The organism is Streptomyces sp. NBC_01235, assembly GCF_035989285.1.
GTDB lineage: Bacteria > Actinomycetota > Actinomycetes > Streptomycetales > Streptomycetaceae > Streptomyces.
This window is the reverse complement of sequence record NZ_CP108513.1, coordinates 2,456,322-2,476,948: the sequence shown is the minus strand read 5'-3', so window position 1 is coordinate 2,476,948 and position 20,627 is coordinate 2,456,322. Positions and strand designations below refer to the sequence as shown.

The window sequence follows — 20,627 nt, the reverse complement described above, 5'->3', positions numbered from 1 at the left end:
GGGCACACTGGGAGCATGACGACTGGCGCTCCGATCCCGACGTACCCCGCTTCCGCATCAGCATCCGCCTCCACCCGGCCCCGCCGCTCCCGCCTGCGGACGTTCCTGCCGCTGGGGCTCGCCGCGTGGCTGGTGCTGGAGATCTGGCTGCTGTCCGTGGTCGCGGGCGCGGCCGGCGGATTCACGGTCTTCCTGCTGCTGCTCGCCGGGTTCCTGCTCGGCTCGGTGGTCATCAAGCGGGCGGGCCGACGAGCCTTCCAGAACCTGAACGAGGCGCTCCAGCGCGGCACGGCTCCCACCCGTGGCGGCGGCAACGGCCTGATGATGCTCGGCGGCCTCCTCCTGATGATCCCGGGCCTGGCCTCCGACGCGCTCGGCCTGCTCCTGCTGCTCCCGCCGGTTCAGAAGGCCGTGGGCGCCTACGCGGAACGCACGGTCGACCGCAAACTCCGCGAGGCGGGCTCGAGCCCCCTGGGCGATGCCTTCCAGCAGGCCCGCATCCACCGCCCGGACGGCAAGGTGGTCCAGGGCGAGGTCATCAGGGACGAGCAGTAGAGCCTGCCTGTCCGGCGTTTCCGTCCGGCGTTCGAGGACTCCCCTTCGGGCCGGAAGGGGAGTCTGGGGGGGCACAGCCCCCAGGGCCGGTCGCCCAGAACTGGCAGACGGCAGCACAACGACCGCGGGCGCCGTACGTGAGATCTCACGTACGGCGCCCGCGGTCATTGGCATGCGCTGTAAAGCCTGCCTGAGCCCCGTAGGGCTATGCGGACTTGCGGCTGTCGCGGGGATGCACCGCAAGGTTCATCGCCCCGGACCGCAGAACGGCCAGCCGCTCCTCGAGGACTTCTTCAAGTTCCTCGCGGGTCCGCCGTTCCATCAGCATGTCCCAATGGGTACGCGCGGGCTTGGCCTTCTTCTCCTCAGGGCCGTCGCCGTCCACGAGGAGTGCAGGGGCTCCGCAGACCTTGCACTCCCACTCCGGCGGAATCTCCGCCTCCACCGAGAAGGGCATCTCAAACCGGTGCCCCTTCTCGCATGCGTACTCCACGGCCTGGCGCGGGGCCAGGTCGATGCCGCGGTCCGTCTCGTAGCTGGTCACCACGAGGCGCGTGCCGCGAAGAGCTCGCTCACTCATGAATCGTGCCTCCCGGGCTTGTCGCCCACAGGACAGGTGTCGCTGTCGTCGTCATCCGGTCAACGTCCGGTCGGCGGTAAAGATTCCCGTTCCGAGTCCCGTTCCGGGTCATGCGTCGCCGTCGTAGCCGCAGCCTTGTCAACCAGTGCAGTACCCACCGGCGCCCGGTTTGTCACATCTGAAAGGAGATGTCACCCAGCGTTTCGGCATCTTTGACGCGCAGTAACGGTACGCCTGGCGGGCCAAACGCGTACACTACCGCCCTTTCGCCTCGAGTGCTAAATCCTCTCGGGTACCGGGTTCCCCGCGTCGCCGATCGCCCGCCGCACCGGCACCCGCGCGAGCAGGACAAACCCGATGACGAAGAAGACCACCAGCGAGATGATCGCGTCCCGGTAACTACCGGTCAGCTGGTAGGTGACGCCGAACAACAGCGGCCCCAGCCAGCTCATCCCCCGGTCGCTCATCTCGTAAGCGGAGAAGTACTCGGCTTCCTTGCCGGGCGGGACCAGATGGGAGAAGAGGGAGCGGGACAGGGCCTGGCTGCCGCCGAGGACCAGCCCGATGGAGGCCGCCAGCAGGAAGAAGCCCACAGGCGCCCCGGCCGGCAGGAAGTACCCCGCACCCAGAGTGAACGTCCACGCCACCAGTGATCCGAGGATCGTGCGCTTGGCGCCGTACGTCCGGGCCAGGCGCCCCATGCCCAGCGCGCCCGCCACGGCCAGCACCTGCACCAGCAGGACGGCGCCGATCAGCGTGGACTGGCTGAGGCCGAGCTCCTCGGAGCCGTAGACCGACGCCTGGGAGATCACGGTCTGGATGCCGTCGTTGTAGATGAGGTACGCGAGGAGGAAGGCGAGGGTCAGCGGGTGGCGGCGCATGTCGCGGACCGTCGCCGCGAGCTGGCGCAGCCCCGGAGCGGTCGCCTCCCGCACGGCGGTCGGCCGGTCGCGCAGCCGCAGCAGCGGGACGAGCGTGAAGCCGCCCCACCACAGGCCGGCGGAGGCCAGGCAGATACGGACGGCCATCGACTCGGAGACGCCGAAGGAGTCGTGGGCGAGATACAGCACCAGGTCGACGACGAGGACCAGTGAGCCCGCGGCGTACCCGAAGGCCCAGCCCCGGGAGGAGACCGCGTCGCGTTCCTCGGGCGGGGCGATCTGCGGCAGGTAGGAGTTGTAGAGCATCATCGCCACGGACTGGGCCGCGTTCGCCACGATCAGCAGCGCACCGCCCAGGAGGTAGCGGTCGCCGCCGAGGAAGAACATGCCGGTGGTGGCCGCGGCTCCCACGTAGGCGGCGGCGCCCAGCAGCGGTTTCTTGCGGCCGGAGCGGTCGGCGGCCGCGCCCACCAGGGGCATCACCAGGACGGCCACGATCACCGACAGGGACACCGAGTACGCGAAGAAGGAGCCCGCGCGGACCGGGACGCCCAGGGGGTGTACGTATCCGCCGGCGTCCGCCGCCTTCTTGGCGACCGACGTCAGATACGGGCCGAGGAACACGGTGAGCACGCTCGTCGAGTAGACGGAGCACGCCCAGTCGTAGAAGTACCAGCCGCGCTGCTCGCGCCGCCGCTCGGCGGCCTCGTCCAAGGCCGCCGTCCGCACGGTGTCGATGCCCACCCGCGCCTCGCTTTCCGCTGCCGGAACCGCGCGCGGGCGGCGGGCCCGAGAGCTCAGACCCAGACGCCCCGGTCCTCCATGACCTTGCGCAACGTGTCGATGTGATCGGTCATGATGCCATCGACTCCCAGGTCCAGTAGCCGGTGCATCCGGTCGGCGTCGTTGATCGTCCACACGTGCACCTGGAGCCCGAGCGCGTGGGCGGCACGCAGGAAGCGGCGGTCCACGACCTGGATGCCCGACTGGGCCTCGGGCACCTGTGCGGCTATCGCCGAGCGGCGCAGCGCCGCGGGCACGCCCCAGGACCGCAGCCGCAGGTTGAGCACGCCGCGGGTGCCGTACGACGTCGCCAGGCGCGGCCCGGCCAGCCGCTGGGCGCGCACGACGCGGGTCTCCGAGAACGAGCCGACGCAGACGCGGTCCCACGCGTTTGCGCGTCCGATCAGGTTGAGCAGGGGGTGCAGTGCGGGCTCGGCCTTGAGGTCGACGTTCCAGCGCGCCTCGGGGAAGGTCTCCAGGAGCTCCTCGAAGAGCGCCACCGGCTCCTTGCCCCCCACGCGCGCGTGCCTGACGTCCGACCACGGGAGGTCGGCGATGCGGCCGGCGCCGTCGGTCACCCGGTCCAGAGTCGCGTCGTGGAAGGCGACGAGCTTGCCGTCCCGGGTGGCGTGCACATCGGTCTCGAGGTAGCGGTAGCCCGCCTCGATCGCGCGCCGGAACTGCGCCACGGTGTTCTCCAGACCGTCCGCGGCCCCGCCGCGGTGCGCGAACGGGATGGGCCCCGGATGGTCGAGGTACGGGTGGCGTATGGGCGTGGTCACGGACGCAGTATCGCTCCCTGGGGTGTCCCGGTGGCAACGACCGTGCTGCCGCCGGATGCCGCGGGAACGGCGAAAACCCGCAGGAACAGCTGGGCGAGCGGACCGATCGACACCGCGTAGAGCAGCGTGCCCACGCCGATGGTGCCGCCGAGGGCGAACCCGGTTGCCACGACCGCCACCTCGATCGCCGTCCGCATCAGCCGGATCGAACGTCCGGTGCGCCGGTGCAGCCCGGTCATCAGCCCGTCGCGCGGCCCGGGACCGAAGTCGGCGGCGATGTACAGGCCGGTGGCCGCGCCGTTGAGCACGATGCCCGTCACCAGGAGCGGAACGCGCACGGCCAGGGTGTGCGCCTCGGGGACCAGCGCGAGCGTGCCGTCCATCGCGAGGCCGACGACGAAGACGTTGGAGACCGTGCCGAGGCCCGGGCGCTGGCGCAGCGGGATCCACAGCAGCAGCACCGCCGCGCCCACGAAGATCGACACGACGCCGATCGTCAGACCGGTGAGCTCGGCCAGCCCCTGGTGGAGCACGTTCCAGGGCTCCAGGCCCAGGCCCGCCTCGACGAGCAGGGCCGAGCTGGCGCCGTACAGCGCGAGGCCGGCGTACAGCTGGACCAGCCGTCGTGTGAGATGTCCCCTGGTCCCCAAGAGGTGCCCCCTGTGGTCGTAGTGGCCTGGCCCGTGACACTCTGTGGCTTGGAAGCGAACGCCATCCATGGCCAATTCGGGGAAGGTGGACTGGTAATCATGGCGCAGTGGACCTCAGCGGTGGGGGCCGCCCAGCTCGCGCGGCTGCTCAAGTCCCAGCAGGACCGCCCGGCGGGCCCCGGGACGCGCCGCCCGCCCGCCTACCGCGCGCTCGCCGACGGCGTTCGGCTGCTGGTGCTCGAGGGCCGCGTCCCCGTCGCCGCCCGCCTGCCCGCCGAACGGGAACTGGCCCTCGCCCTTTCCATGAGCCGCACGACCGTCGCCGCCGCCTACGAGGCGCTGCGCGCGGAGGGGTTCCTGGAGTCCCGGCGCGGCGCGGGCAGCTGGACGGCCGTCCCGGCGGGCAACCCGGTCCCGGCGCGCGGCCTGGAGCCCCTCCCGCCCGAGGCCCTCGGCTCCATCATCGACCTGGGCTGCGCGGCCCTTCCCGCGCCCGAGCCCTGGCTCACTCGCGCCGTACAGGGCGCGCTGGAGGAGCTGCCCCCGTATGCCCACACGCACGGCGACTACCCGGCGGGCCTGCCCGCGCTGCGCGCGATGATCGCCGAGCGGTACACCGCGCGCGGGATACCGACGATGCCCGAGCAGATCATGGTCACCACCGGGGCGATGGGGGCCATCGACGCCATCTGTCACCTCTTCGGCGGGCGCGGCGAGCGCATCGCCGTCGAGTCGCCCTCCTACGCCAACATCCTTCAGCTGATGCGGGAGGCGGGCGCCCGGCTGGTGCCCGTCGCGATGGCCGAGGGGCTCGCCGGGTGGGACATGGACCGCTGGCGCCAGGTCCTGCGCGAGGCCGCCCCGCGCATCGCCTATGTCGTCGCCGACTTCCACAACCCCACCGGCGCGCTCGCCGACGAGGACCAGCGGCGCCGGCTCGTGGAGGCGGCCCGCTCGGCCGGGACGGTCCTGGTCGCCGACGAGACCATGAGCGAACTGTGGCTCGACGACGATGTCGAGATGCCGCGGCCCGTGTGCGGCTTCGACCCCGCCGGGTCGACGGTGATCACGGTCGGCTCCGCGAGCAAGGCCTTCTGGGCCGGGATGCGCATCGGCTGGGTGAGGGCGGCTCCGGACGTCATCCGCAGTCTCGTCGCGGCACGCGCCTACGCAGACCTGGGCACCCCGGTGCTGGAGCAGCTCGCGGTGAACTGGCTGTTCAGCACCGGCGGCTGGGAACAGGCCGTCGAGCTGCGGCGCGCCCAGGCCCGGGTGAACCGGGACGACCTGGTCGCGGCGGTGCGGCGGGAGCTGCCGGAGTGGGAGTTCGTCGTGCCCAGGGGTGGGCTGACGCTGTGGGTGCGGGCGGGCGGGCTCTCCGGCTCGCGGCTCGCCGAGGCGGGGGAGCGGGTGGGCCTTCGGGTGCCGTCCGGGCCCCGGTTCGGGGTCGACGGCGCCTTCGAGGGGTATGTGCGGCTGCCGTTCACCGTGGGCGGCGCGGTCGCGGAGGAGGCGGCCGCGCGGCTGGCCGCCGCAGCGCGGATCGTGGAGAGCGGGGGCACGGCGGGCGGCGAGGGGCCGCGCACGTTCGTCGCATAGGGGCGCGGAGGGCTGTGCCCATGAGGGCGCGGGCGGGTGCGTCACCCGCCCGCGTGGGAACCGGTGCTCCGCTACTCCGCGACCACGGCCTCGACCGGCACCGGCAGCGACTCCGTGTCGGCCGGCGCGGACCGCGGCGGCAGGAGATCCAGCACCCCATTCCGATCGGCGTCGCTCGTGGCGTCGTCGTAGGGATCCGGAGTCGCCGGCACCTGTAGCCGGTGCACCGGACCCGACCCCAGACGGGCGTATCCGCGCCCCGGCGGGACCTGGTCGACGGGAGTGGTGTGCGGGGGTGCGCCGAGCACCGTCTCCAGCTGCTGCCTGGACGCCGGCCCCAGCACGACACGCGCGCGTGTGTGCTGCCGTACGGCGTCGCTCAGGTAGTCCAGGGCGTCGAACTGCTCGGCCACGACCACGGTGACCGCGGCCGCGCGGCCGTGCCGCAGGGGGACCTGGAGGAGGGACTGCGGGTCCTTGTGGCCGTCCGCGTCGGCGAGGTGGGTGAAGGCGGTGGGACGGTCCAGGACGATCCACAGGGGGCGCTTGGTGTCGTCCGGCGGCGTGTGGCCCGCCTGCCGGGCGTGGTTGGCGGCGATGAGCCGGCGCTCCGTCTCGCCCGCCGCCCACTCCAGGGCTGCCAGCGCCCCGGCCAGTCCGACCTCGACGCCCAGGACGCCGTCCCGGCCGGTCAGGCAGGCGTACTCGCCGGTGCCTCCGCCCTCGACGATCAGGACGTCGCCGTACTGCACGGCCTGCAGGGCGATGGAGCGCAGGAGGGTCGAGGTGCCGCTGCCGGGCTGGCCGACCGCCAGCAGGTGCGGCTCGGTGGAGCGGATGCCGGTGCGCCAGACGACCGGCGGGACGTCGCGCTGATCCTCGCCGAAGGCGAGGGGAAGCGTGCGCTGGACCCGGGAGGGGTCGGTGAAGCCCAGGACCGTCTCGCCGGGGGCGGTGACGAAGCGCTGGGCGGCGATGTCGGTGGGGAGGGGGGCGAGGACGCTGACCGTGAGTTCGTTGCCCTCCTCGTCCCAGACGAAGAGGTACTCGCGGCCGCGGCCGGACTTCGCGGCGAGCAGCTGCTCGATCCGCGCGCGCGAGGAGGCCTCGCCGTCCGGGAAGTAGGCCGGGTAGCGGATCACGAGGTGGGTGACGCGGTCCGAGTCGTCGAACTCCTGCGTGGGGAAGACCTTCTCCCACTCGCCGCCGTGTGCGTACAGGGGAGAAGGGTCTTCGGCCGTCGAGAAGTACGGGACCAGGGCCTCGTACAGCACCTGGAGTCGCTGGGTCTGCGATTCGTCAGGGCCTTCGGGAGCCGGTGGGGTGCGGTCCCTGCCCTGCCAGGCCGCCGCCGCCATCAGGGTGATGACGGCGAGCAGCGGGCCGTACGGCACGAGCACCACGACCAGGATCACCGAGGCCGTCAGGAACAGCAGCGGCCCGCGCTTGTCCTTGGGGGTCTCGGCCCACCTGCGCCGCCCGGCCGAGGCCAGCCGGCGCAGTCCGCGGGTGATCGTGATCAGCGGATGGAGGACATCGGTGGCGCCGTCGGCCGCCGTCCGGGCCAGCTCCCGGCTCCGGGCGATCTGCGCGCTGCCTGTGCTCAGGATGCGGGGGAGGGGGCGCCGGGCCACTGCTGTCTCCTGATGGTGCGTACGGACGGGACGTGCGGCGTCAGAACTTGATGCCGCCGAGGAGGCTGGCCAGGCTCTCGCCGCCGGCTTTGATGCTCGGGGCGATGGCCGTACTGGCCATGTAGAACCCGAACAGGGCCGAGACGCAGGCGTGCGACGCCTTGAGCCCGTCCTTGCGGAAGAAGAGGAAGACGATGATGCCGAGCAGGACTACGCCTGACATGGACAGGATCATGTGAGTTCTCCTGGTTCGCGGGGACAGTCACCATGAGTACTTCCAGGATCACAGGATGTATCCATACGATAAAAGGTGCAACTGGGTGAAATTCATTGGATTTCCCCCAAGTGGCCGCAGGTCTGGCGGGCGCCTGAGCAGGGGAGTCGTGTCGAACGGGTCTGCCCGTGATCTTTGCCGCCGACGGGACCGGCCATGTGTCCGACGAGCCAGTACGCTGGCGATTCACCCGAACGGTTGTAGCGAGAGGCGGTCCGGCCGATGACTGAAGCCCCCGACCCCGAGGTCGTGGAGCTGGCGACCAAGATCTTCGATCTGGCCCGTCAGGGGCAGACCGAGGAGCTCGTGGCGTACGTCGACGCGGGCGTTCCGGCCAACCTGACCAACGACCGCGGTGACTCGCTCGTGATGCTCGCCGCGTACCACGGCCATGCCGACGCGGTCCGGGCCCTGCTGGCCCGCGGCGCCGAGGCCGACCGGATCAACGACCGAGGCCAGACCCCGCTCGCCGGAGCCGTGTTCAAGGGCGAGGCGGACGTCATCAAGGCCCTGCTGGAGGCCGGCGCCGACCCCTCCCAGGGCACGCCCTCGGCCGTTGACACGGCCCGCATGTTCGCCAAGACCGAGCTGCTGGAGCTGTTCGGCGCGCACTGAGCCGACGCTCCTGAGCAGGTCGGAAGAAGTTCCTGACCAGGTAAGTCAACGACCACGGGGGAGGCGGTACAAGGCCGCCGGAAATTTCGGTCGCGGCAGGTAGAACAGCCGGGTCATCATGACGTCGTGATTCACGGACGCGATGGCTGGGCAGGTGTTGCCGCACCGCGCGGGCCGTGATGCGGTCCGCATGGGCCACCGACGAGAGGCAGAGGAAAATGGTCTACAGCAAGCAGGAAACGGCGGGCGCCCCGACGTGTTGTCACGCGGCCAGGTAATGCACGTCCCCGGTTGCGTCGACGCTTGATGTGAGGCTGTTTCCCATGTTCGATCCGGTCATAGCGCCCAGCGGTACGCTGCTCGGCCTGCTCCAGAGAGGCCGCGGCGACGGCACGCTGCACGCGCTCACCGCCCCGCGAGCCGAGGCGCTCGCGGCGCTGAACCACTGCGTGCTGCGGGACCCTCGCCACGACTGGCAGCTGGAGAACCGCTCCCTGTACTACGCCCGTCTCTTCCTCGACCTGAACGGCGAGCTGGACGAGATCGAGGCCCACCTCTTCGACGTCGAGGACGTCTTCGACACCGAGGAGTCACGCACCGGCCTCGCCCTGGCCGTCCTCGGCCACCTCGCCTCCTACGGCAGGCGGGACGCCCTCGATCTGCTGCGCAGGTACGCCGCCTCGGGCGCCAACTGGGCCTGGGCGCTGGACGAACTCGCCCTGCGGGACGACGACGCCGGGCTGCGCGCCTTGGCCGCGCCCGTGCTCGCCCGGTTCGCCACCGACGCCGAGGGCGAGGCCGAACTCGCCGCCGTCGTACGGGACGCCTTCGAACCACGGCCCTGGAGGCTGTGGGCCGAGGATCCCCGCGACCACATCTCCACGCGCGTGCGTGCCGCTCATGAGGCCGGCTGTTTCGACCGCTGGCAACGGCAGATGAGTCCCGGCGGACCCCGGCCCGGCTGGAGCGTGCGAGCCGTCTTCGAGTGGGCCCAGCAGGGCGTCGAACGCGGAGCCGCGCTCCATGTCCCCGCCGCCCGCTGCCTCTCCGCCGTGGCCGGGCCCGAGGACCGCCCGGAGATCGTGCAGGCGGCCAAGGACGGCGCCGAGGGAGCCCGCTGCACCGCCCTGCGCTACCTCGCCGACTGCAATGATCCCGACGCCCCGGTCCTGATCGAACAGGCCGTCGGCGCCGGCTCGACGGCCGTCGTGGAGGCCGCCGTCGACGCCTTCGAACGCATGCGCAGCGTCGCCGCCGTCGACCGGGCCCGCGGCTGGGTCCACCGGCCCGACGCCCTGGGCGCCGCCGCCGGCCGCATGCTCGCCTGCCGGGGTGGCGCCCAGGACAGCGACCTGGTCCTCGGCGCCCTGCGCGAGGCAGTGCGCGGCGAGGGCTGCGACGCGCCGAGCCTGTGGACCCTCGTCGACGGCGCCGGACGACTCGGCATCGTCTGCGCGGCACCGGTTTTGCGCCATATCTATCGCGAGACGGCCTCGTCCCATCTGCGCGGGCGCTGTGCCCGCGCACTCGCCGCCACCGACCCCTCCTACGCCGCCGGCTTCGCCGTCGAGTGTCTCTGGGACTGCGAGGAGGGCACCCGCGAGATCGCCGCCCGGCACGCCGAGACCGGTGACGCCCGGGTCGTGGAGCGCCTGCGCCGGCTCGCCGCCGACCCGGCCGAGGAGGCGGAGGTCCAGACGGCCGTACGGAGCCGGATCGGACCGGACGCGGCGTCCGCCATGTGAACACCGGGGCAGGCCGCCGCCCGAGGGGAGCCTGGCGGCGGCCCGCCCGACGGGTGAACACCCGGTGGCCAGTGGGGCCGACGGGCATGGACACCGTCCGACCTGCACGGTACGCACCCGGTGAGTAGGGGCTGCGCAGCGCAACGCTCATGGGACGTTTGTGTTTCGGAAAGATCCACTTTGACGCGGCCACGTCCAGGACGGCGACAACACGGGTATGCGTGTCGTCATCGTGACCGAATCCTTTCCCCCCGACGTGAACGGCGTGGCCCATTGCGCCTTCCAGACCGCCCGACACCTCGTCGATCGCGGTCACGCCCCCGTCGTCGTCGCCCCGGCCACCGCCGCCGGGACCGGGCCGGACGCCGAAGCGCCCTGCCCCGTCGTCCGAGTCCCCTCTCTTCCGCTCCCCGGCTACCCCCAGGTCCGCGTCGCCCTCCCCAGCCGACGCGTCGCCGCGGCCATCGCCGAGCACCGTGCCGAGATGGTGCACCTGGCCAGCCCCTTCATCCTCGGCGTCCGTGGCATGGCCGCCGCCGCACGGCTCGGTATCCCCGCCGTCGCCGTCTACCAGACCGACCTGGGCGGGTACGCCCGCACCTACATGGGCGCCGGCGAGGCGGCGGCCTGGCGCCGAATACGGTCCGTCCACGCCGCCGCCGACCTCACCCTCGCCCCCTCCAGCGCGGCCCTGCACGACCTCGACACGCACGGTGTGCCCCGGGTGAAGCTGTGGCCCCGGGGCGTGGACACCGTGCGTTTCCGCCCCGACCGGCGCGACGAGGCGCTGCGCCGGTCGCTCGCCCCGAACGGCGAGCTGATCGTCGGCTACGTCGGACGGCTCGCCCCTGAGAAGCAGGTCGAGCTCCTGGCCGGCGCGTGCGGGCTGGACGGCGTCCGCGTCGTCGTGGTGGGCGACGGGCCGAGCCGGCCCGGTCTGGAGGAGACCCTGCCGGGTGCGGTCTTCCTGGGCAAGCGCACCGGCGACGAACTGGCCCGCCTCTTCGCCTCGCTGGACGTGTTCGTGCACACGGGCCCCTTCGAGACGTTCTGCCAGACCGTCCAGGAGGCCATGGCCAGCGGGGTCCCGGTGATCGCGCCCGCCGCGGGCGGCCCCCTGGACCTGGTCGCCCACGGGCGCACCGGCCTGCTCGTCCCGCCGCGCGACGCGGCCGCCGTTCGGGAGGCGGTGGCCTCCCTGGCCGCCGACCCCGCACAGCGGTTCGCCTTTGGCGCTGCCGGGCGGGCCACGGTCGAGGGGCGCACCTGGGCCGCCGTCGGCGACCGGCTGATCGGCCACTACGAGGACGTGCTCGCCGCGCGTCGACTGGTGGTGGCGGCATGAACCCCGGGACGAGCGGCCCGGGCCGCGCCGCCGGCACCAGCTTTGGGCCCCTGCGGATCGTGCGCCTCGCCAACTTCGTGGCCCCCGCCTCGGGCGGGCTGCGTACGGCCCTGCGCGAGCTCGGCAAGGGCTACCGCGCGGCCGGCCACGAGTCGGTCCTGATCGTGCCCGGCGAGAGGGTCGGCGACCGTCAGACCGAACAGGGCCGGGTGATCACCCTGCCGGGTCCGCTCCTGCCCGGCACCGGCGGCTACCGCGTCCTCACCGACAAACGGCGTGTCGCCCGCCTGCTGGAGGAACTCGCCCCCGACCGTCTGGAGGTCTCCGACCGCACGACGCTGCGCTGGACCGGCAAGTGGGCGCGCCGGGCCCGCGTGCCCGCCGTGATGGTCTCCCACGAGACCGCCGACGGCGTGCTGCGCACCTGGGGCGTGCCCGAACGAGCGGCCGGGCGCGTCGCCGACGCCCTCAACCTCCGTACGGCGCACACGTACGCGCGCGTGGTGTGCACCACCGAGTTCGCCGAGCGGGAGTTCGTACGGATCGGCGCGCGGAACGTGGTGCGGGCGCCGTTGGGCGTCGACCTCGTCGAACGGCACCCCGCCCTGCGGGACGCCGGACTGCGGGCCGTCCACGCGCGTGTTGACGAGACGCTGCTGGTGATGTGCACCCGCCTGTCCGTGGAGAAGCGGCCCGGCACGGCGCTGGACGCCCTGGAGGCGTTGCGGCGGCGCGGCGTGCGGGCGGTGCTGGTCGTCGCGGGGGACGGCCCGCTGCGGCCGCGGCTGGAGCAGCGGGCCCGGGAGCGCGGGCTGCCGGTGACGTTCCTGGGGCACGTCTCCGACCGCGGCTCGCTGGGCGCGCTCCAGGCCTCCGCCGACGTGTGCCTGGCACCGGGGCCCGCGGAGACGTTCGGGCTCGCCGCCCTGGAGGCGATGGCGTGCGGGACCCCCGTCGTAGCGAGCGCCTCCTCCGCGCTCCCCGAGGTGATCGGGGCCGCGGGGGCCACCGCGGCCGACCGCGGGGAGGCGTTCGCGGAAGCCGTGGAGAGCCTCCTGGAGCGTCCCTTGGAGGCCCGCCGGGAGGCGGCACGCGCGCGTGCGGAGTGCTTCGGCTGGGGGACGGCGGTCGACGCGTTTCTCGCCGCGCACGACGCGACGCCGCCCGTTCGCGGCGATGCCTACGACCCGCCCGCACCGGCATCGGCTTCCGCACCGGCACCGTCCGTCGCACCTGTCCGCCCCTTCGTGCCCGGAGGCCTCGGATGAGACGCGTCCGCTTCGTCGCCCTCGGGGACTCGCTCACCGAGGGCGTGGGGGATCCCGTGGACGACGGGTGGCGCGGCTGGGCCGCGCTGCTCGCCGGGGGGCTCGCCAAGGAAGCCGAAACACTCGAAGGGGCCGACGGCGGCGAAGGGCCCGCCGCGGCCGTGGAGTTCACCAACCTCGCGGTCAGCGGGGCGCAGACGCGGGACGTGCTCGAACGGCAGCTCCCGGCCGGGCTGGAGCTGCGGCCCGACATCGTCTCCGTCGTCGTCGGCGTCAACGACACCCTGCGCTGCACCTTCGACATCCATGCCGTGGCCGCCCGGCTCGACACGGTGTACGGCGCCTTCGCCGAGCAGGGGGCGGTCCTGCTCACCGCGTGCCTGCCCGACCCGGGCGGGACCCTCGGGCTGCCCGGAGCCCTCGCCCGACCGCTGGCCCGGCGGCAGCGCGCCGTGAACACCGTCGTCCACGCCCTCTCCGAGCGTTACGGCGCCGTCCACCTGCACGCCTCGGAGGGCGCCTGGCTCACCGACCGGGCGATGTGGAGCGCGGACCGGCTCCACCCCGGCGAACGGGGGCACCGGCAACTGGCCGTGCGCTTCCACGCGTTGCTGGCTCAGGCGGGCCTCGCGACCGGGCCCGCGCCCTCGCCCGACCCCGAGTTCCCGGCGCCCACGACCTCGGCGAGCCTGTGGTGGCTGGCTACCGCGGGCACCGGCTGGGTGGCCCGGCGCTGCACCGACCTGCTCCCGCAACTGCTCACCCTGGCCGCCGACGAGATGCGTCACCGCGCGCGGGGCACGAGCGCCCGGCTCGACCTGCGGGCCTCCACGGCGGTGTCCGCCGCGCTCGCCGCGCTGTCCGTGGCGGAACGGCAGCCGGACGCCGCCTGAGGCGCCCTGGGCGTCGTCGGCGACGGCGGCGTCACCGTCGGCGTACGGCCACGAAGCGGACCGGCGTTCCCGGTGCGGCCTGGGCGGCGGCCGGGAGGTCGGCCGCGCGGACGACCCCGATCACCGGGTAGCCCCCGGTGGTCGGGTGGTCGGCCAGGAAGACCACCGGCCGGCCGGCGGGCGGCACCTGTACGGCGCCCAGGACCATGCCCTCGCTCGCGAGCTCCCCGCTCAGCACACGCTCCAGGGCGGGCCCCTCGGTGCGCAGCCCGATGCGGTTGCTCGCCGAGGCCACGTGGAACGTGCGCGAGGTGAAGGCGCGGACCGCGTCCGGGGTGAACCAGTCCTCGCGTGGGCCGAGCGTCACCCGCAGGACGAGTTCGGCCGGGGGCGCGGGCTGCGGAGCGACGTCCACGCGCGCGTGCGGGGCGAGTTCATGTCCCAGAGGCAGGACCGTGCCGGCCGTGAGCGGGGCGGGGCCCAGGCCCGAGAGCAGGTCCGTGGAGCGGCTGCCGAGGACCGGCTCGACGGCGATGCCCCCGGCCACGGCCACATAACCGCGTACCCCGGAGACGGCCGGTCCGACGTCCAGCACCGCCCCGGCCGGCACGCGCACGGGTGCGCCCCAGGCGGCCGGCCGGCCGTCCACCGTGACCCGGCAGGGCGCGCCCCCGACCGCGACCCTCACGTCGGAACGCGGCCTGAGGGCACAGCCGTTGAGGGTGGTCTCCAGGACGGCCGCGTCGGGCGGGTTGCCCACCAGCCGGTTGACGAGGGCCGCCGCGGGAACGTCCAGCGCACCGGAACGGGGCACGCCCAGGTGCGCGTGTCCGGGACGGCCCCGGTCCTGGACGGTGGTGAGCGCCCCGGCGCGGACGACGCAGAGCGCGCGGTCGTTCATGCCGCTCCCACCGGGCCCGCCGGGACGAAGCGCACGCGCGTGCCCGGCGCGAGAAGTGCGGCAGGTGCGCGCGCGTGGTCCCACAACACCGCCTCCGTGGTGCCGATCAGCCGCCAGCCGCCCGGCGACGAACGCGGGTACACACCCGTGTACGGTCCCGCCAGCGCCACCGAACCCGCCGGTACGGCGGTGCGCGGGGTGGCCCGGCGCGGGACGTCGTAACGCGCGGGCAGGCCGGTGAGATAGCCGAAGCCGGGCGCGAACCCGCAGAAGGCGACCCGGAACTCGGCGGCCGCGTGGATGCGGGCCACTTCCTGCTCCGGGACACCCCAGTGGGCTGCGACCTCGGACAGGTCCGGGCCGTCGTAACGCGTGGGGATCTCCACGACGTCCTGCTCCCGCGGGGGAGCGGGCGGTATCTCGGAGGCGGCCAGCTCGGACGCCAGCCGGCCGGGGTCGGTCAGGCCGTCCAGGAGTACGGTGCGGGCCGCCGGGACGATCTCGCGGGCATCGAGCAGACCGGCCGCGCGACGGCGCAGCAGCTCCGCGTGCAGGGCCTCGGCCTCCGCACCCGAGGCCACCTCGACGAGCAGGGCGTCGTCGCCGACGGGCAGGACGCGCAGGCTCATGCGAAGGCCTCCACCCGCACGCCCGACTGCTCCAGACGGCGCCGGACCCTGCGGGCCAGCTCCACCGCGCCGGGCGTGTCGCCGTGCAGGCACAGGGAACGTGCGCGTACCTCGATGGAGGACCCCGCGTGGGAGGTGACCCGTCCGAGGCGGGCCAGGCTCACCGACCGTTCCACGACGGCGTCCGGGTCGCTGACCACCGCCCCGGCCCGGCCGCGCGGCATGAGCGTGCCCTCCTCGGTGTACGCGCGGTCCGCGAAGGCCTCCGGGACGGTCGGCAGCCCCGCCTTGCGGGCCAGCTCCAGCAGACGCGAGCCGGGCAGGCCGAGCACGGGCAGCGCGGCGTCGGCGAGGAGGACCCCGTCGACCACCGCGCCGGCCTGCTCCTCGTCGTGCACGACCCGGTTGTAGAGCGCGCCGTGCGGCTTCACGTACGCCACGCGCGCCCCCGCCGCCCGGGCGAACACCTCCAGGGCGCCGATCTGGTACGCCACCTCGGCGGCCAGTTCGGCGCTCGGTACGTCCATGGCGCGCCGCCCGAACCCGGCCAGGTCCCGGTAGGAGACCTGCGCGCCGATCGTGACACCCCGCTCGGCCGCCAGCTCGCACACCCGCCGCATGGTGGCCGCGTCCCCGGCGTGGAAGCCGCAGGCCACGTTGGCGCTGCTGACGACGGACAGCAGTTGCTCGTCGTCGGTCAGCTGCCAGCGGCCGAAGCCCTCGCCGAGGTCGGCGTTCAGATCGATCGCGGTCGTCGCGGTCGTCGCGGTCATGGTTGTTTCGTGTCTCCTTCTCAGGCCACGCGGTACTGCTCGTCGCGGGCGTCGGTGAGGAACATCTGTCCCGGGGCGTGGGTGAGGGCGAACGGCGGGCGCGAGGCCATCACCGCGGCCTGCGGGGTCACACCGCAGGCCCAGAACACCGGGATGTCGTCCGGCGCGGCGTCCACCGGGTCGCCGAAGTCGGGCCGGCCGAGGTCGTCGATGCCCAGTCCCGACGGATCGCCGCAGTGTACGGGGCTGCCGTGCACCGCCGGGAGCAGACTGCTCTCCCGGATCGCCGCCGCGAGGTGCTGCGGCGGCACCGGCCGCATGGACACCACCATGGGGCCGTGCAGCCGCCCGGCGGACCGGCACTGACGGTTCGTCACGTACATCGGGACGTTGCGTCCCTGCTCGACGTGGCGGATCGGCACGCCCGCCCCGGACAGCGCCCACTCGAAGGTGAAGCTGCAGCCGATCAGGAACGACACCAGGTCGTCACGCCAGTACGCGCGCACGTCCGTCGGCTCGTCCACCAGCTCCCCGTCCGCCCACACCCGGTAGCGCGGCAGATCGGTGCGCAGGTCCGCGCCCTCGGCCAGCACGGTCGTCCAGGAACCGGCGTCCGTGACGTCGAGGACGGGACAGGGCTTGGGGTTGCGCTGGCAGAACAGGAGCATGTCGTACGCCCAGTCCGCGGGCACCGAGATGAGGTTGACCTGGGTGTGGCCCGCCGCGACCCCGGCCGTGGGGCCCGCCAGCCCCGCCCGGAAGCGGGCCCGGGCGGTTTCGGGGCTCCACGCGTGCGCGTGCTCGTCGACGAGAGTGACGGGAGGGTCTTCGGTGCGGGGCGGACGGCAGTCCTGCGTGAGGATCGGACGGTTCACTCCAGTTCCTTTCCACGCGTCTCCGGCAGACCCAGCAGCGCCAGGGCGGCGATGGCGTAGCCGATCGCGCCGAAGACCAGCGCACCGCCCACGCCCCAGCTGTCGGCCAGGAAGCCGACCGTGGTGGGGAAGACGGCGCCCACGGCGCGGCCGGTGTTGTAGGTGAAGCCCTGTCCCGTGCCGCGCAGGGCGGTCGGATACAGCTCGCTCAGGTAGGACCCGAAGCCACTGAAGATCGCCGACATACAGAACCCGAGCGGGAAGCCGAGCACGAGGAGCAGGGTGTCCGCGCCGCTCGGGATGTTCGCGTACGCCAGGATGCACACCGCCGACAGCAGGGCGAACAGCCAGATGTTGCGGCGTCGGCCCAACCGGTCGGTGAGATAGCCGCCGGTCAGGTAACCGAGGAAGGCGCCCGAGATCAGGAAGGTGAGATAGCCGCCGGTGCCCACCACCGACAGGCCTCGCTCCGACTTCAGGTAGGTCGGCACCCAGGTCGCCAGGGTGTAGTAGCCGCCCTGCACACCGGTGGAGAGCAGGCCCGCGAAGAGCGTCGTCCGCAGCAGCGGACCCTTGAAGATCGCCGGGAACGAGCCCTTCTCGGCACTCTGTTCGCGTGCGGCCGTGGCCCGCGGGGCGTCCTGCACCCGCCGCCGCATCCATACGACGAGCAGCGCGGGCAGGGCGCCCGTCCAGAACATCACCCGCCAGGCCATATCGTCGCCGAAGAACGAGAAGACCAGCGTGTACGCGAGGGCCGCGAGGCCCCAGCCGACGGCCCACGAGCTCTGGATCGCGCCGAGGGTGCGGCCCCGGTGCTTCGCGCTCGCGTACTCGGCGACCAGGATCGCGCCGACCGCCCACTCGCCGCCGAAGCCAAGGCCCTGGAGGGACCGGAAGACCAGCAGCGTCTCGTAGGTGGGCGCGAAGCCGCAGGCGACGGTGAAGACCGCGTAGGTGATCACCGTGATCATCAGGGCCCTGACCCGGCCGATCCGGTCGGCCAGGACGCCCGCCACGGCGCCGCCGATCGCGGAGGCGACCAGGGTGACGGTGGTGAACAGGCCGGTCTGGCCGCTGTCCAGACCGAAGTACGCCGCCAGCGCGACCATGCTCAGCGGCAGCGTGAAGTAGTCGTAGGAGTCGAGGGCGTAGCCGCCGAACGCGCCGGCGAAGGCGCGCCGGCCACGCGGACCGAGGGCGCGCAGCCAGGCCAGCGCGCCGTCGTCGGGGGTGTGTTCGGTCGTCGTGGCGCGGGCGTCGGTGGTCGGGGCCTGCGGTGGAGGGGTCGTGCTCATGGGGCACCTCGCTGACGGAGGACGGAGGGTGCTGGGAGTGAGCCGTGCCGTGCGGAAGGCGGGTCGCCGCGGTGGGGACGGGGCGGTGCCTGGAAAGGAAGGTAGAGGATCGTTGAACGATCCTTCAATACCCATGTTGTTTCGTTCTCGTGTCTGCGGTTGAATTCCGGGCATGGCAGAGCAGCTGGCGGGACTGGCCGACGACCGCGCCCTCCTGGGCCGCACGAGCACGGCCGAACGGGTTTCGGACATCCTCAGGAGCCGCATCGCCGAGGGCTATTTCACGCCTGGGACGCGATTGTCGGAGGACAGCATCGGCGGCGCGCTCGGGGTCTCCCGCAACACGCTGCGCGAGGCGTTCCGGCTGCTCACCCACGAGCGCCTGCTCGTCCACGAGTTGAACCGGGGAGTGTTCGTCCGGGTCGTGACCATCGAGGACGTCAAGGACATCTACCGGACGCGCACGCTCGTCGAGTGCGCCGTGGTGCGCGGGCTCGGGGAGCCGCCGTACGCGCTGGACGGCCTCCGGGCGAGCGTCACGGAGGGCCAGGTGGCGGCCGTCGACAATGACTGGAAAGGACTGGGCACCGCCAACTTCCACTTCCACCGGGAACTCGTGGCCCTGGCCGGAAGCGCCCGCACCGACGAGCTGATGCGCAGTGTCTTCGCCGAGCTGCGCCTCGCCTTCCACCTCGTCGGCGAACCGCGCCGACTGCACGAGCCCTACCTCCAGCGCAACCGCCAGATCCTCCAGGCCCTGGAGGCCGGCGACAAGCAGACGGCGGAGAAACTGCTCGAGGCGTACCTGGCCGACTCGCTGGCCCGGGTGGCCGACGTCTACCGGCGACGGACGGACGACGAGCCTTCCGACGGCGAGTGACGGCCCCCTCCCGTGGCGACCGAGGTTGTCTCGCGCCTCTGTGACGACGGTCGCTTCTGCGTCGTTTGGGTCGATGTCAGACCGAGGACCTAGTCTGTGCACCGTGACTTCGCCTGCTTCGACGGACCGTGTTCCGCCCCAGCTCAGCGCGGGGCCGCGCCCCGCACTGGGTCCGGCCGCCGACGAGGGGCTGGCGCGGCGGCTGCGCGCGCTCGCCTGCACCGCGCCGATCCACGACCTCGACGCACGCAAGGCCAATCTCGCCGGTGAGTACTCGGTCTACGGCATGGCGGAGATCGCCCTCGCCGCCATCGACCTCGTCACGCTCAACATGGACTTCGACACCGGCGCCGACCACGACCAGATAGTGGCCCGTCTCCTGCCGCGCATCGCCGCACAGGCCCCGCGGCGGCCCGTCGCCGAGCACGAGCGGGTGGCCCGCTGGGTCCTGGAGAACCTGATCAACGTCGGCAGCGTCGACCGCGGCTTCCGTGCCGCCTACGGCACCTTCGCGCCGGACGGCACGTACGTGCGCCGCGACTACGACTTCAAGCTGATCGAGGAGATCCCCGGCTACGGCGGCGCGGTCTACCTCCGCACGACCGACGAGGCGGTCAACGTCCTCGTCGGCGCCCTCGACACCGACGTCACCAGCGCGCAGATCGCCGCCGAGGTCAAGCTCGAGGTGCTCATCCGCCGCGGCCGCCTCGCCGACGCCCAGCTGGCCGCCGAGCAGGCCCGCTACCGCACCGTGCAGTACTCGGAGACGCTGCGCCGCGCCCTGGAGGCCACCCGGCGCAACGTGCGCGCGGTGGACTGGCTCAACTCCGTGCCCGACATGATCGCCGAGGCCCTCGACCACGTCGCGGACCGCTACCGCCACGAGAACGCGATCCTCACCAACATCCGCAAGGCCCGCGACGAGATCGAGGACGCGGAGAACAAGCGGCGGGCGGCCGAACTCGTCGACATCGTCAAGGACTGCATCCGCCGGCACACGCAGCTGCAGTCCCGGCTGCTGGAGGCCGGCCCGCTGTTCCGCGCCGAGCAGGACCGGCAGGCCTTCGCCACGCCCATGACGTCGTCGGGGATCGACCTGTACGGGCACCTCGTCGCGCCCGTGCTGCCGTTGCCGCTGGAGCAGGCGGTCCGGGTCACCGACGCGTTCTTCGCCCGCGGCACCGGACTGCGTACGCCGGTGTCGGTGCGGGTGGGCGACCTCGTCGACCTGCTGCTGACGCCGCCGGTGGAACGGGAGCACCTCGGGGCGGAGATGCCGGAGCCGGATCTCATCGCGACGCCGGACGACAGCCGGTTCAGCGAGGAGCAGTTGGCCGCGGCGATGGAGTTGCTCGACCTGCCCGCGGACGCGCCGCGCCGGCTGTCGGGGCTGCTGGCTCAAGCGCGTGATCTGGATGCCGATCTGCCCTATCTGGTGGCGCTGTTGGCGGTGCACGCGGCCAGCCCGGCGGTCGGTACCGCCTACCGCCAGGGCGAGCAGAAGCTGCTGTTCGCCGTGGACGACGGGACGGAACTGGACGACCCCGAGTTCGGTGGCGCCGACCTCATCGTCGGCACCGCCCTGCTGGACGCCGCGGGGATGGCGGCGGACCGCACGGAGGCGGCATGAGCCGGGCCGGGAACCGAATGAACGAGCACGAGAACAC

The 20,627-nt window shown here is 73.0% G+C and carries 20 protein-coding genes; 9 read left to right on the top strand and 11 right to left on the bottom strand.

Annotated elements, in window-relative coordinates:
* The first annotated feature begins 15 nt into the window (after positions 1-15).
* Entirely contained in the window at positions 16-555 is a 540-nt protein-coding gene (gene fxsA, locus OG289_RS10545) for an FxsA family membrane protein (protein WP_327313751.1), read from the top strand.
* Positions 556-760: 205 nt separating this feature from the next.
* Here fxsA and OG289_RS10540 read toward each other — a convergent pair whose 3' ends face one another.
* From OG289_RS10540 to yczE, 4 genes are all read right to left on the bottom strand, one after another.
* Positions 761-1,135, bottom strand: a complete 375-nt coding sequence (locus OG289_RS10540) for an RNA polymerase-binding protein RbpA (protein WP_020128921.1) — start codon at positions 1,133-1,135, stop codon at positions 761-763.
* A gap of 278 nt (positions 1,136-1,413) precedes the next feature.
* On the bottom strand, positions 1,414-2,760 hold the full coding sequence (locus tag OG289_RS10535; RefSeq protein WP_327313750.1) for an MFS transporter: 1,347 nt from the start codon (positions 2,758-2,760) through the stop codon (positions 1,414-1,416).
* 53 nt (positions 2,761-2,813) lie between these two features.
* Complete coding sequence (locus tag OG289_RS10530) at positions 2,814-3,581, bottom strand: glycerophosphodiester phosphodiesterase (RefSeq protein ID WP_327313749.1); 768 nt, start codon at positions 3,579-3,581, stop codon at positions 2,814-2,816.
* Complete coding sequence (yczE, locus tag OG289_RS10525; RefSeq protein ID WP_327313748.1) at positions 3,578-4,231, bottom strand: membrane protein YczE; 654 nt, start codon at positions 4,229-4,231, stop codon at positions 3,578-3,580. The genes OG289_RS10530 and yczE overlap by 4 nt, the downstream gene beginning before the upstream one ends.
* Before the next feature lie 99 nt (positions 4,232-4,330).
* Here yczE and OG289_RS10520 point away from each other — a divergent pair, with 99 nt between their 5' ends.
* Positions 4,331-5,830, top strand: a complete 1,500-nt coding sequence (locus OG289_RS10520) for an SCO1417 family MocR-like transcription factor (protein ID WP_327313747.1) — start codon at positions 4,331-4,333, stop codon at positions 5,828-5,830.
* 71 nt (positions 5,831-5,901) lie between these two features.
* Here the strand turns inward: OG289_RS10520 and OG289_RS10515 are convergent, their stop codons facing one another.
* Positions 5,902-7,464, bottom strand: a complete 1,563-nt coding sequence (locus tag OG289_RS10515; protein WP_327313746.1) for a hypothetical protein — start codon at positions 7,462-7,464, stop codon at positions 5,902-5,904.
* Between the two features lie 40 nt (positions 7,465-7,504).
* Positions 7,505-7,699 carry a hypothetical protein gene (locus OG289_RS10510; RefSeq protein WP_327313745.1) on the bottom strand — a complete coding sequence of 65 codons (195 nt, stop codon included), beginning with the start codon at positions 7,697-7,699 and terminating at the stop codon, positions 7,505-7,507.
* A gap of 261 nt (positions 7,700-7,960) precedes the next feature.
* Here OG289_RS10510 and OG289_RS10505 point away from each other — a divergent pair, with 261 nt between their 5' ends.
* The 5 genes from OG289_RS10505 to OG289_RS10485 all read left to right on the top strand — a co-directional run bounded on the left by OG289_RS10505 (position 7,961) and on the right by OG289_RS10485 (position 13,604).
* Positions 7,961-8,353, top strand: a complete 393-nt coding sequence (locus OG289_RS10505; RefSeq protein ID WP_327313744.1) for an ankyrin repeat domain-containing protein — start codon at positions 7,961-7,963, stop codon at positions 8,351-8,353.
* Positions 8,354-8,676: 323 nt separating this feature from the next.
* On the top strand, positions 8,677-10,098 hold the full coding sequence (locus OG289_RS10500; protein ID WP_327313743.1) for a HEAT repeat domain-containing protein: 1,422 nt from the start codon (positions 8,677-8,679) through the stop codon (positions 10,096-10,098).
* A gap of 217 nt (positions 10,099-10,315) precedes the next feature.
* Positions 10,316-11,443 carry a glycosyltransferase family 4 protein gene (locus OG289_RS10495; RefSeq protein ID WP_327313742.1) on the top strand — a complete coding sequence of 376 codons (1,128 nt, stop codon included), beginning with the start codon at positions 10,316-10,318 and terminating at the stop codon, positions 11,441-11,443.
* Positions 11,440-12,711 (top strand): glycosyltransferase, encoded by a 1,272-nt coding sequence (locus OG289_RS10490; protein WP_327313741.1) that lies wholly within the window; start codon positions 11,440-11,442, stop codon positions 12,709-12,711. Before OG289_RS10495 ends, OG289_RS10490 begins: the two co-directional genes overlap by 4 nt.
* Positions 12,708-13,604: an SGNH/GDSL hydrolase family protein gene (locus OG289_RS10485; RefSeq protein ID WP_327313740.1), complete on the top strand. Its 897-nt coding sequence runs from the start codon at positions 12,708-12,710 to the stop codon at positions 13,602-13,604. The genes OG289_RS10490 and OG289_RS10485 overlap by 4 nt, the downstream gene beginning before the upstream one ends.
* Before the next feature lie 31 nt (positions 13,605-13,635).
* Here OG289_RS10485 and OG289_RS10480 read toward each other — a convergent pair whose 3' ends face one another.
* Genes OG289_RS10480 through OG289_RS10460 form a run of 5 tightly spaced genes read right to left on the bottom strand, consistent with a single transcriptional unit; the run spans position 13,636 to position 18,080 of the window.
* Positions 13,636-14,505, bottom strand: coding sequence for a biotin-dependent carboxyltransferase family protein (locus OG289_RS10480; RefSeq protein WP_327313739.1), 870 nt, complete (start codon positions 14,503-14,505; stop codon positions 13,636-13,638).
* Positions 14,502-15,128, bottom strand: a complete 627-nt coding sequence (locus OG289_RS10475) for a 5-oxoprolinase subunit B family protein (protein WP_327320636.1) — start codon at positions 15,126-15,128, stop codon at positions 14,502-14,504. The genes OG289_RS10480 and OG289_RS10475 overlap by 4 nt, the downstream gene beginning before the upstream one ends.
* Positions 15,129-15,130: 2 nt before the next feature.
* Entirely contained in the window at positions 15,131-15,907 is a 777-nt protein-coding gene (locus tag OG289_RS10470; RefSeq protein ID WP_327313738.1) for a LamB/YcsF family protein, read from the bottom strand.
* Positions 15,908-15,927: 20 nt separating this feature from the next.
* The gene (locus OG289_RS10465; RefSeq protein ID WP_442819076.1) at positions 15,928-16,770 is read right to left on the bottom strand and encodes a putative hydro-lyase; all 843 of its coding nucleotides are present in this window, start codon (positions 16,768-16,770) and stop codon (positions 15,928-15,930) included.
* An 8-nt stretch (positions 16,771-16,778) separates the two neighbouring features.
* Positions 16,779-18,080, bottom strand: coding sequence for an MFS transporter (locus tag OG289_RS10460; protein WP_327313736.1), 1,302 nt, complete (start codon positions 18,078-18,080; stop codon positions 16,779-16,781).
* A 172-nt stretch (positions 18,081-18,252) separates the two neighbouring features.
* Between OG289_RS10460 and OG289_RS10455 the strand changes: the two genes are divergently transcribed.
* Both OG289_RS10455 and OG289_RS10450 read left to right on the top strand, forming a co-directional pair.
* Entirely contained in the window at positions 18,253-18,960 is a 708-nt protein-coding gene (locus OG289_RS10455; RefSeq protein ID WP_327313735.1) for a GntR family transcriptional regulator, read from the top strand.
* Positions 18,961-19,063: 103 nt separating this feature from the next.
* A complete protein-coding gene (locus tag OG289_RS10450; protein ID WP_327313734.1) occupies positions 19,064-20,590 on the top strand; it encodes a hypothetical protein in 1,527 nt (508 codons plus the stop codon).
* Positions 20,591-20,627 lie beyond the last annotated feature (37 nt).

Bases quoted from the DNA above. Each gene is read 5' to 3' on its own strand.
- OG289_RS10505 (WP_327313744.1), top strand. From the start codon at position 7,961: ATGACTGAAGCCCCCGACCCCGAGGTCGTGGAGCTGGCGACCAAGATC.
- OG289_RS10520 (WP_327313747.1), top strand. From the start codon at position 4,331: ATGGCGCAGTGGACCTCAGCGGTGGGGGCCGCCCAGCTCGCGCGGCTG.
- OG289_RS10540 (WP_020128921.1), bottom strand. From the start codon at position 1,135: ATGAGTGAGCGAGCTCTTCGCGGCACGCGCCTCGTGGTGACCAGCTAC.
- OG289_RS10470 (WP_327313738.1), bottom strand. From the start codon at position 15,907: ATGACCGCGACGACCGCGACGACCGCGATCGATCTGAACGCCGACCTC.
- OG289_RS10480 (WP_327313739.1), bottom strand. From the start codon at position 14,505: ATGAACGACCGCGCGCTCTGCGTCGTCCGCGCCGGGGCGCTCACCACC.
- OG289_RS10500 (WP_327313743.1), top strand. From the start codon at position 8,677: ATGTTCGATCCGGTCATAGCGCCCAGCGGTACGCTGCTCGGCCTGCTC.
- OG289_RS10455 (WP_327313735.1), top strand. From the start codon at position 18,253: ATGGCAGAGCAGCTGGCGGGACTGGCCGACGACCGCGCCCTCCTGGGC.
- OG289_RS10460 (WP_327313736.1), bottom strand. From the start codon at position 18,080: ATGAGCACGACCCCTCCACCGCAGGCCCCGACCACCGACGCCCGCGCC.
- OG289_RS10495 (WP_327313742.1), top strand. From the start codon at position 10,316: ATGCGTGTCGTCATCGTGACCGAATCCTTTCCCCCCGACGTGAACGGC.
- OG289_RS10490 (WP_327313741.1), top strand. From the start codon at position 11,440: ATGAACCCCGGGACGAGCGGCCCGGGCCGCGCCGCCGGCACCAGCTTT.
- OG289_RS10485 (WP_327313740.1), top strand. From the start codon at position 12,708: ATGAGACGCGTCCGCTTCGTCGCCCTCGGGGACTCGCTCACCGAGGGC.
- OG289_RS10510 (WP_327313745.1), bottom strand. From the start codon at position 7,699: ATGATCCTGTCCATGTCAGGCGTAGTCCTGCTCGGCATCATCGTCTTC.
- fxsA (WP_327313751.1), top strand. From the start codon at position 16: ATGACGACTGGCGCTCCGATCCCGACGTACCCCGCTTCCGCATCAGCA.